Consider the following 11047-nt stretch of genomic DNA (forward strand, 5'->3'; position numbering starts at 1 on the left):
ATTATTCTAGTGTCGCCTCGGGTTGATCGGTCCAGCGGCAAACGCCGCGCCCCCTGCATCAACTCGCGATTCGCCATCCGCTTCCAGTCCTTCCGTCTGCCGTCACGAGATGCCCAAGACCTCCGAATCCCCACGTATCGAGCTTCGTTCCCTCACCCGACAACTGCCCTCCGGGGACCGCCTCCTCACCCTCGTCGACGACATCGACCTGACGGTCGCGGCGGGAGAATCGGTGGCCGTCCTGGGGCCCTCCGGCAGTGGCAAGTCGACCCTCTTGGCGCTGATGGCCGGCCTCGATCGACCGACCTCTGGGGAGGTGCTGATCGACGGCGAGGCGATCCAGGGCTGGTCCGAGGATCGCCTGGCGCGACTCCGCCGGCACCGCATCGGGTTCGTCTTCCAGTCCTTTCAGCTACTGCCCAACCTCACCGCCCGCGAGAACGTCTCGCTGCCCCTCGAGCTGATCGCCGACGCGGCACCCCGGCAGCGCGCCGACGAGCTGCTCGCCGCCGTCGGCCTGTCGGCCCGCGGTCACCACTACCCGGCGCAGCTCTCCGGCGGTGAGCAGCAGCGGGTCGCCATCGCCCGCGCCTTCGCGGCACGGCCCGCGATCCTGCTCGCCGACGAGCCCACCGGCAACCTCGACAGCGCCACCGGCCAGCGCGTCCTCGAGCTCCTCGGCGAGCTGCGGACGGAGCAGGGCACGACCCTCGTGATGGTGACCCACGACCCCGCCGTGGCGCGCCACTGTGACCGCCAGATCCACCTCCGCGACGGGCGCCTGGAGCGCCAGGAAACGGCCGTTGCGTCTTGATCTCTACGGCCGCCTGCTGCTGCGCGAGTCGCGCGGTACGCGGCGCCCGCTGGCCTTCTTCGTCGCCTGCCTGGCGGTCGGCGTCACCGCCGTGGTGGCGGTGGCCGGCCTCTCCGCCGGCCTCGACGCCGGCATCCGCTCCCAGGCCCGCAACCTGCTGGCGGCGGACCTCGCCCTCGAGGGGCGCCGTCCGCTGCCGGACGAGATCCAGGCCCGCCTCGCCGACCCCCGGATCGCGGCGCGCGTCGAGATCAAGGAGATGGTCACCCTGGTGGCGGCGCCCGGCAGCGGCGAAAGCCAGCTCGCCGAGCTCAAGGCGGTCGGCTCCGGCTACCCCTTCTACGGCGAGATCGAGCTCCTTCCGGATCGCCCCATCGCCGAGCTGCTCAGCGCCGAGACCGCCCTCGCCGCCCCCGAGCTGCTGGCGCGCCTCGGCCTCGCCATCGGCGATGGCCTGGCCATCGGCGGCGAGCGCTTTGTCATCGCCGGTGAGATCGAGCGCGAGCCGGACCGCCTGCAGGTCGGCCTCGCCATGGGACCGCGGGTGATGATCTCCCTCGACGGTCTGGCCCGCACCAGCCTGGCGCAGAAGGGCAGCCGCATCGAGCACCGCACCCTGCTGCAACTGGCCGACGCCGGTGCCGATCCGGAAGCCCTCGCCGAAGATCTCGCCGCGGAGCTGCCGCCCTACTACCGGGTCGAGACCTCGCGCCAGGCACAACCTTCGCTGCGCCAGGGAGTCGATCGCGTCGACCGGTTTCTCGGCCTCACGGCCCTGCTCTCACTGCTCGTCGGCGGCCTCGGCATCGGTCAGACGGTGCGCGCCTGGTTGGTCAGCCGCTACGACTCCCTCGCCATCCTCAAGTGCCTCGGCGTGCGGCCCCGGGAGCTCTTCGGTCTCTACCTCACCCAGACCGCCCTCCTCGCCCTCGCCGGTAGCCTGGTCGGGCTGCTCGCCGGCAGTGCCCTGCAGCGCATCGTGCCGGCCCTGTTCCCGGATCTGGTGCCCGTCGACCTGCTCGATCCCTGGCAGCCGGAAGCGCTGCTGCGCGGCCTCGCCCTCGGCCTCGGGGTGGCCTTGATCTTCGCCATCGCACCGCTGACCTCGATCCTCCGGCTGCCGCCGGCGCGCGCCTTCCGGCAAAGCGTCGAGCCGCCCCCGCCGAGCCGGGGAGCGACCCTCGGCACCGCCGCCCTGCTGCTCGGCGGCATCACCCTGTTCGCCATCGGCCAAGCCCGCGACGGCCTCCTCGGCGGCGCCTTCACGCTGGTTCTGCTGGCCACCGGCGGCGCCCTCGCGCTGGCCTCGAGCCTGACCACCGGAACCCTCGCCCGCCTGCCGGAGAGCTTCGGCGGCACCGCCCTGCGCCACGGCCTCAAGGCGCTGCTGCGCCCCGGCGCCGGCACCCGCGGCGCCATGGTCGCCCTCGGCCTGGGCGTGCTGGTGGTCGCCACCATGGCCCAGGTCGAGAGTCAGCTCGGACACCGTTTGACCACCCAGGTGCCGGACGATGCCCCGTCGGCCTTCCTGGTCGACATCCAGCCGGACCAGTGGAGCGGCGTGCAGTCGCTGCTCGGCGAGGCCGGCGCCCGCGGCATCGACTCGGTGCCGGTGGTGATGGCCCGGCTGCGCTCGATCGACGGCGTCGGCATCTCCTCGGCCGCCGAGGCCGACGAGGAAACCAACGACAACGCCCGCCGCTGGGCCCTCACTCGGGAACAGCGACTGACCTACCTCGACCGCCTACCGGACGACAATCGCATCGTCGCCGGTGCCCTGTGGAACGATCCACAGGCGCTGGAAGTCAGCGTCGAGCGCGACTTCGCCGAAGACCTCGGCGTCGAGCTCGGCTCGCGTCTGCTGTTCGACATCCAGGGAGTGCCGCTGGAGCTGGTGGTCTCCAGCCTGCGCACCGTCGAATGGGAAACCTTCGGCCTCAACTTCTTCCTGGTCGCCGAGCCGGCGGCCCTCGACGCCGCTCCTCACCTGCGAGTCGCCACCTTTCGCCTGGCTCCGGAGGTCGAGCGCCAGACCCAGAACCGCCTCGCCGCCGCCTACCCCAACATCACCATGCTGCGCATCGGTGAGCTGCTCGACAAGGTCACCACCCTGCTCACCCGGATCGGCCTGGCGGTGCGCTTGCTGGGCGCCTTCACGGTGCTGTCGGGCCTCGCCATCCTGGCCGGCGCCATCGCCGCCGGGGCCGCCCGCCGGGGCAGCGAAGTGGCTCTGCTCAAAACCCTCGGCGTCACCCGCTGGGGAGTGGTGGCACGATTCGCTCTCGAGTACTCGCTGATCGGCGCCGTCGCCGGCGTGGTCGGCCTGGCCAGCTCGACCCTGCTCTCCTGGGGCATCCTCGAGAAGGGCCTCGAGGTCGGTTGGTCACCGCAGCCGGCGCTGCTGGTGATGGCCTTCGCCGTCACCGTCGGCCTGAGCACCCTCGCCGGCCTCGGCGCCAGCGCGCGGGCCCTGGCGGTGCGTCCCCTGGCGGTCCTGCGCCAGCCCTGACGGCTCAGGCCGCGAGCCTCAACCCTGGTCGATGGCTTCAGGGCGGCAGGCCGGTGCGCTCGAGTAGCTCGCTCACCGGAACAAAGCGATAACCCAGCTCACGGGCTCGCGGTACCTCCTGGCGCAACACCTCCAGGGTCGCCGGATGGGGGTGGCCGATGGCGATGGCGGCGCCGCGGTCACGGCTCACCCCGAGGAGCCGCCGAAACTGGAAGCGCACCGCCTCCGGCGCAGGATCGGGATCGAGGAACACCTGGCGCTCGGCGGTCGGAATCCCGAGATCGACGGCGGTGCGAAAAGCGACACTCTGCGGGCTGGTGCGGGAATCGAGGAAGAACAGGCCGCGCTCCGCAACCACTTCGAGAACCGCCCGCATCGACAAGGCATCGGCGGTCAACACGGAGCCCATGTGATTGTTGACCCCGCGGGCGGTCGGCACCGCCTCGAGGGCGCGGCCGGTCGCCGCCGCCAGCTCGGCGGCGGCCATCCCGGCGCGCAGGGCGCCGGGGCCCGGGGTCGCTCCGTCTCGGCCCTCCATGGGGAGATGGAGCAGAACCTCGGCGCCGTGATCCTCGAGCGCCGCGAGGACTTGGGGAGTGCGGCTCTCGAAGGGCAGCACCGCGTAGGACACGGGCACTCCAAGGGCCTCCAGGTCGTGGACGTCGGCGACCCTCCGGCCGAGATCGTCGATCACCAGGGCGATGCGAGCCTCACCGCTCGCCGGCAAGGCTTCGGGAAGGGACTCGGGCTGAGACTGCGGTGTGACCGGAGCCACCACCTCGGGCTCGGAGGAGGGGACAGGTCGCTCTTGCGCCGGCGGCACCGAAGGCGCGGCGGCCGGCTCCTCCTCGACCACCACCGGTTCAGCGGGCGGACCCGCCGTGCGATAGGCGAGATAGACCGCCGCCACCACCACCATGGCCAGGAACAGGAAGAGCAGCACTCCTCCCAGACCGACCTGCTTGCGCCGCCGACGACGCCCCTTCTTCGCCATGTCTCGATTCGCCGAAAATGGAGCCCGAGGCACCCGGCCGATGGCGGCGGGCGGCGCAGCCGCCCACCTTTCCCAGCGCCGTCCCGCGCTTCAGGACGGTGGCCTCGTCAGGCGGCTTTCTGCTCCGTGGATTCCAGGGGCTCGTCGTCCTTCAATCGCTCGATGCCACGCTGCAGGATGAGATCTTCGAAATCCGTCTCACCCGCCGAGAATCCGGCGGTTCCGGGGCGCACCCGAACGTCCGGCTCGAGGCTCGACGACAGCGGCTCACCGTCCGGCCCGGTGTAGAAAGCCGAGGTGTAGAACAGGCTGCCGCCGCTCGCCAGGGCCGAAGAATCGCGCTGGCCGGCCCAGCCGAAGGTGCGATCACCGACCAGCTCGGCCCCCGCCTTCTGGCGCAGAACGGTGGCGAGGATCTCCGACGGCCCGAGGGTTCCGCGGCTCACCAACACCACCATCCGGCCCTGCCAGACCACCTCGTCGCGACCGGCAAAGCTCACCAGATCTTCGTCCTTGCGCACCAGCTTGCCGAGCTCGCCACGAGCAAACAGGTCCGCCAAGCGATAGGCGACGTTGGCATCGCCACCGGCGGAGCGGCGCAGGTCGACCAGCAAGCGATCACCCTCGAAATTCTCGAGGAAGTCGCGCAGCGGAGCCTCGGCAGCGGCCTGGGGCGAGAAGATTCGAACGATCTGCTCGCCGTCCTGCTCGGCGAACTCGACCGGCGCCGTCTCGAAGGCCTCGAGGGCTATCGTCAGAGCGTGGGTATCGCCGCGGCGGATCACCTCCACCTCGACCTGCGAGCCGGCCTCCCCGCCGAGCATCTGCTGCACCTTCCACAGCGGCAGTTCACGGGTCAGCTCGCCGTTGACCTTGGAGATCAGGTCGTTCATGCGCAGTCCGGCGTCCTCCGCCGGGCTCCCCGGGGCGACCGATACCGCGTAGGCGACCCCGCGCTCCTTCAGGATGGTCAATCCGGTGAGCTGCTCGACGGTCGCACTCGCCGCCAGGTAGGCCTCGACCTGCCCCGGTGGGACATACATCGAGAAGGGATCGAGGGCATCGGTGGTGCCGTCGAGGGCTCCCAGCATCAACTCTCCGATCTCCGGAGAATCGACGTAGGCCTGGCGAATCAGGCTCAGCACCTCGGTGAAGACCGACAGATACTTGTAGAGGGAATCTTCCCCCGTGGGCTCATCCTTGGTGACGGCGCCGAGCAACGTGCCGCTCAACAGGGTCACTACCAGCGCTGCGCTGACGAAAAAAAAGGTCATCCGGCCGCGATTCATGGGGGCTCCTCAACGAAACCATTGGAGGGGGTCTTCGGGGCGGTTTTCGACGCGGATCTCGAAGTACAGGGAGTTGGACGCTCGACCCACCACATCTCCCAGAGATACTACCTCATCGCGCCCGACGCCGACGCTGGAAAGTCCTGCATACAGGGTAAATACACGCCCGGCGTGGTGCACGATCACGGTCGGGCCGTAGCCGCGGAAGGGGGCCGCGAAGAGCACCTTGCCGGGGTAGACGGAGCGTACTTCGTCGCCGCTGGCGGTGGTGAAGGCGACGCCGTTGTGGGGTACCCGGGTGCGGTAGCGGGGGTCGAGGCGTGGGCCGAAGCCCTGGCTCACCCGCCCGGCGACCGGGCGATCGAGCACGCCGCGGAAGTCCTGGATCGGCCGACCGCTGAGCACGGCTCCGCTGCGCCCGTAGAGAAAGTCGAGGAAGTTGGCCAGCTTGCTCTCGCGATCCTCGAGCTCCGAAGCCCGCGCCTCGAGGCTGCGCCGGCGCCCCCCGAGCTCGGCCAGCAGAGTTTCCTGGCGGCGGCGCATGCGAGCGAGCTCGTCCTGACGATCCTCTTCCTGCTCGAGCCATTGGCGCACCTCCTGCTGCTTGCCGATGAGGGTCTTGCGCTCGTCCTCGAGGCCGTCCCGCGCCTGCCGAAAGCTGCGGAAGGCGCGCGCATCGCGCCGCACCAGGAAGCGCAGCAGGCGGATCGCCTCGAGCATGTCGGTGCCCGGCTCGACGGACAGAAAGAGACGCAGGTAGCCGTGGCCACCGAGGCGATAGAGCCCACCGAGACGACCGCGCAGTTCGTCCCGAACGGCGGCTAAGCGCACCTCGAGGTCGGCGATACGGCGCTCGCTGTCGGCCACCTGCTGTTCGCTCAGGGCACGGGCGGCGCGCGCCTCGAGCAGCCGCTCGTTCTGCAGCTCGAGCTCGACATCGAGCCGCTCCAGGCGGCCCTCGGCTCCGGACTCTCGACGCTCGACCGCCTGCAGATCCTGCTGCAGCTTCTTGATCTGGCGGCGCACTCGGGCCAGCTCTTCCTCGCGCGAACCGACCTGCGCCGTCACCGGCACCACGGCGAGGGCGAACGTACTCAGAATCAGCAGGAAACGGCCGGCGACGCCCATGGCGGCGATTCTACCCGCGACCCCACCGGCTGCGGTGAGCCACCGGACAGGCGCAAGAGCCGACCGTCATGCCCCCCTCTTCAGGTCGGGACTCCCCGGGTGGCGACCAGGAGTACCGCCGTGACGTTGCCGATTGCATGCAGCAGCCAGGGACCGACGATGGATTCCGAGCGGATGCGCAGCCAACCCTTGAAAAGCCCGAAGGCGAAAACCAGCAAGAGCAAAGGCCAAAGCTCCGGAGCAAACACCAGCAGCGCCAAGTGCGGAAGAAGGAAGATCAGCGCTTGCCAGAGGTTGGCCCAAGGCAACCGAAGGCGTCGGCCGAGGCTACCGGCGATCAGGCCACGAAATAGCAGCTCCTCACAGAAGCCGGTCTTGACGACGCCGTAGATCAGGGCCACCAGAACCACCTCGGGAGCCAACCCGAGGCCGGCATAGGCGCTCATCGCGGAGCCTTCGCGGGTCAGAGGCTCGGGGTCGCGCAGGAAGATCGCCAGCGCGAGCGCCACCAGCAGACCCATCCCACCGCCATAGGCGATGTACTTAGCCTCGCCGAGCTGCAGCCCGGCCCGACGGGCCACCTCTCCGAAGCTTCGACGGTACTTCCAACGATGGAAGAGGTAGTAGCCGCCAAAGGGCAGGAGCAACAGAACAACCAGATTCGCGACAGCGTTGGCGACGGCGGAAATGACCATGAGCAACCCTCCCCGAAACGATCTAACGAACGAGACTTCTCCCCGCAGGACAGCGCTCTCAGGGCACGAGCCCGGTCATTCGTCCGAGGGCGCCGCGCAGCCCTCTTCTCAGTACGTGACCACCAACGGTTTTCTGCCGTTCCCGTTGCCCAAACGAACGAAGAGCCCTCGACGGGCGAGGGCTCTTCACTACGGCGATGTCCGGTGCGCTCGGTCGAGCACCGGCGGGTTGGCGTCGCTACAGCAGGCTCTTGCCGTCGAGCTGGGTCGGTGCCTCGACGTCGTAGATCTCGAGCAACGTCGGCATGATGTCGGCCATGTAGGGATCGTCGAGGATGAGCTCGCGGTTGCTGTAGAGAATGCCGTTGACCAGTGGCGGGTAGACGGAGCAGTGATCGCCGCTCCAGACATCGACATTGGGCTCGACGACCTTCTTGCCGACAATGCCCAAGCTGTCCTGCCAGCCCACCCGATAGCCACTGCTGTTGGACGGGAAGAGGTCCGGAATGAGCTCCGGATCGTAGGTGCCGTAGGCCTCGTCACGGGTGAAGACGTGAGCCACCGGATTGTCGCCCGTCTCCTCGTCGACGAAGGCCTCGAGCTTCGTCTTGAGCTCGGTCACCAGCGCCTGGTACTCGGCCCCTGGCTGCACGATGCCATTCTTCTCACGACCGGCGAGGTTGATGTAGATGTTGCCGAGGCCCATGGCATAGGCGCGGGTGCGGCTCCAGTCGACGTTGACGAAGAACTCACCCTGGTCGAACAGGTCCTCGAGGTTGGCGCGCTCCGGCCCCTCCCCCTGCAGCACCATGTAGCCCTCGCGGGCGAGCCAGGTGTTGTAGTTCATGGTGCGGCGCCAGGGCGCGAAGCCGTGGTCCGAGACCACGAACAGGGAGGTTCCTTCGGGCAGCCGCTCCATCGCCTCGCCGACGATCGCGTCCATGCGCTTGTAGGAATCGAGGATCGCGCTGCCCCACTCGGCCGCTCCCTCCTCGGTGTAGAGGGGATGCTCGGGGTCGATGTAGCGGTACATGACGTGCTGCACACGGTCGGTGAACTCGAAGTAGCTCACCAGCACGTCCCAGTCGTCGTCTCCCAGCATGTCGAGCATCATGGAGCTGTACTTGTCGGCGGTGAAAGCAACGTCTTCGAGGAAGATCTCCTCATTGATCGTGCCGTCGGTGATCGACCAGGTGTCGATCGCCCAGCCGATGGTCTTGAAGCGATCGAAGCGGTAGGTGAGCTCGTCGACGAACTCGCCCGGCGCGGTGATCGCGAACATCGGCGGCAGGTTCGCCGGATCGAACTGAATCGGCGATAGGTAGAGGCGCACCTCGGGCTCCACCGACATCAACCGGAAGCGCCCGATACCGGCCATCTTGATCACCGAGTTGAAGGGGAACTCGAACTCCACCCACGGACTCCACTCGCCGGGAGACATGTCGAAGCGGTTGCCGGAGACCTCGATATTCAGCGACTGGCGATCTTCCGCCACGGTGAGCGTCATCGGGATTTCGATGTAGTCGCTCTGCTCCGGGAAGAACTTGTTCGGTGGCCCCTTGACCTCGGTCTTGATCTCGCCCTGGTTGTCGACCAGCTCGACGATCTCGATCGAGAAGTCTCCCCCGCCCTTGGGCTGGAAGAAGAGCTCCGAAGTGAAGTAGAAGGGCTTGCCGATGCGGAACGACAGGTCCGGCGTGCCGAGGCCGGTCAACAGCTCGCCGTGGGGGAAGGGCTCCGGCGGGAAGGTCACCGGCACCCGCATCACCCGCACTCGCTTGCCGGCGGCGCCGAGCACCTGCCAGAAGGTCTCGCCCTGCTGACGATTGACCGCCACCGGGCGCTCCACCGGCATCAGCCGGTCGGCCGCCATGCCGGCCCCGACGCCGCCCAACAGGCCGAGCACCACGGCGATCACGGTCACCCGCAGGAGGCGCTTGCGAAAGATCACGAGGAGCAGCAGGAAGGACAGAAGCGCCACCGCCAGGAACCCCAACAGGCCGACCATCAAGCCGTTGCGCTCGCCCCACAGAAAGGCCTCGCGGGTCTCGTCGAAGGCCGCGAAGCTCGGGCGGTAGGTCTCCGTGTCGCGCTTCAGGAAGTCGAAGATCGAGTGCCGACCAGGATTGAGTCCGGTGGCGAAGGTCGACCAGGAAACCGGCGTCTGGGATGGAATCGTCGAACGCAGCGGGGAGAACGTCCCCTGGTCGCGCAGCGCCGCCAAGTTGGGTAGCTCACCGGCATCCATCCACTGTTCCGCCATCGCCGCATCGGCACCATCGAAGCCGAGAATGACGACCTTCGGTTCTTCACCGACGGCAGTGGGCGCGAGCAGGAGGATCAAGGCGAGGAACGCGAAAGTAGCAATCAGTCTCATGGCAAACCGCTCTCGTTGTCGAGGGATGAAGGGCCGTAGAGTTGCGCAGCCCGATGGGCGACGGGGGGCAGAAATCGTTCACCGACGCCGTCCGATGATAGCAGACCAGAGAGCGACGAGGTTGGCCGCGCGAAGGTCACCCCCCTGTCACCGATTGGTCCTTGAACCGACCCCGGAATCCCCGCTAGCCTCAGGGCTCTTGCCACGCCAGGAGTCGGTTGACCCGCTCGGCGGCCCCGGGCTTCGAGACCTCCCTGACCACCCCAGCTACGGGAGAAAAAACGCCCCATGACGACCCAGAAACCGGCCATCCTCGTGCTCTGCACCGGCAACTCGGCCCGCAGCCAGATGGCCCAGTGCTACTTCGATCGCGAGCTCGGTGAGCGCTTCCAAGTCCACAGCGCCGGTACCGAGCCCGGCGAGCGCATCCACCCGATGACCGTCGAGGTGTTGGCGGAAGCCGGTTTCGACGTCTCCAAGCGCCGGCCCCAGGGCTACCGCGACTTTCTCGGTACGCTGCCGGTTCACACCCTGGTGCTGGTGTGCGATGGCGCCGCCAAGTCCTGTCCGTCGGTCTGGCCGGGGGTTCATGAGCGCTTGATCTGGCCCTTCGAGGATCCGGCGGCCTTCGTCGGCAGCGCCGACGAAACGCGGGCCAAGTTCCGGGAAGTGCGCGACCTGATCGCCGAGCGCGTTGCCGAGTATGCGCGCGCGCAGTCGCTCTGACGCGGCCCGCTAGCAGGCTGCTGAAAAAGTCCGCTTCGCGATATTTCCAACGCTGCTAGCTGTCTGTTTCAGGGGGGCTAAAAGGCGCCCCCCTCAAGCCAACGCACATGTCGTTGGCTCTCACCCCTGGCCGGGCGCCCCCGACCTCGGCGCCTTCGGCGCCGCCTCGCCCTTTGGGCTCGGAGACCGTCTGCTGGAGTAGCAGACGGTGCCTACTGCCGGCAGGCGGCCCCGTCCTCGGCCCAATCCAGGGCGGCCCTTCAAGCCTCTGCCGCCGCCGGGCCGGGGGCGCCCAGCCCTCTCGGGCCCGGTCGCAGGTTGCCGACGAGTTTTTCAGCGCTGCTAGCTGTTTTTTCCGAGAGGGGCTACGCGCCCCTGACTGCGCGTCCCACTCCGGCCCAAGAAGCGCGGTTTTTGGGCCTCCTCTCCCGTCGCGGGGGCCGTGGCGCCGCCCGGGCCGCGCGGGGCCCCGCGCCCCGGTGCGGGGGGTTTTTGTGCAAACAGCGCGCCCCCCC

8 protein-coding genes are annotated in these 11047 nt (G+C 68.5%); 3 read left to right on the forward strand and 5 right to left on the reverse strand.

What is annotated here, in order from left to right; genetic code table 11:
- Positions 1–109 precede the first annotated feature (109 nt).
- Positions 110–814, forward strand: a complete 705-nt coding sequence (locus AAF604_14285) for an ABC transporter ATP-binding protein (protein MEM7050832.1) — start codon at positions 110–112, stop codon at positions 812–814.
- Positions 804–3323, forward strand: coding sequence for an FtsX-like permease family protein (locus AAF604_14290; GenBank protein ID MEM7050833.1), 2520 nt, complete (start codon positions 804–806; stop codon positions 3321–3323). Before AAF604_14285 ends, AAF604_14290 begins: the two co-directional genes overlap by 11 nt.
- Positions 3324–3360: 37 nt before the next feature.
- Here AAF604_14290 and AAF604_14295 read toward each other — a convergent pair whose 3' ends face one another.
- From AAF604_14295 to AAF604_14315, 5 genes are all read right to left on the reverse strand, one after another.
- Positions 3361–4317, reverse strand: a complete 957-nt coding sequence (locus AAF604_14295; GenBank protein MEM7050834.1) for a divergent polysaccharide deacetylase family protein — start codon at positions 4315–4317, stop codon at positions 3361–3363.
- 107 nt (positions 4318–4424) lie between these two features.
- The gene (locus AAF604_14300; protein ID MEM7050835.1) at positions 4425–5606 is read right to left on the reverse strand and encodes a S41 family peptidase; all 1182 of its coding nucleotides are present in this window, start codon (positions 5604–5606) and stop codon (positions 4425–4427) included.
- A gap of 9 nt (positions 5607–5615) precedes the next feature.
- Complete coding sequence (locus AAF604_14305; GenBank protein ID MEM7050836.1) at positions 5616–6734, reverse strand: peptidoglycan DD-metalloendopeptidase family protein; 1119 nt, start codon at positions 6732–6734, stop codon at positions 5616–5618.
- 80 nt (positions 6735–6814) lie between these two features.
- Complete coding sequence (locus tag AAF604_14310; protein ID MEM7050837.1) at positions 6815–7429, reverse strand: CPBP family intramembrane glutamic endopeptidase; 615 nt, start codon at positions 7427–7429, stop codon at positions 6815–6817.
- 238 nt (positions 7430–7667) lie between these two features.
- Positions 7668–9806 (reverse strand): alkaline phosphatase family protein, encoded by a 2139-nt coding sequence (locus AAF604_14315; protein ID MEM7050838.1) that lies wholly within the window; start codon positions 9804–9806, stop codon positions 7668–7670.
- A gap of 288 nt (positions 9807–10094) precedes the next feature.
- Here AAF604_14315 and AAF604_14320 point away from each other — a divergent pair, with 288 nt between their 5' ends.
- Positions 10095–10532 carry an arsenate reductase ArsC gene (locus AAF604_14320; GenBank protein ID MEM7050839.1) on the forward strand — a complete coding sequence of 146 codons (438 nt, stop codon included), beginning with the start codon at positions 10095–10097 and terminating at the stop codon, positions 10530–10532.
- Positions 10533–11047 lie beyond the last annotated feature (515 nt).

The sequence above is a fragment of the Acidobacteriota bacterium genome (assembly GCA_039028635.1).
GTDB lineage: Bacteria > Acidobacteriota > Thermoanaerobaculia > Multivoradales > JBCCEF01 > JBCCEF01.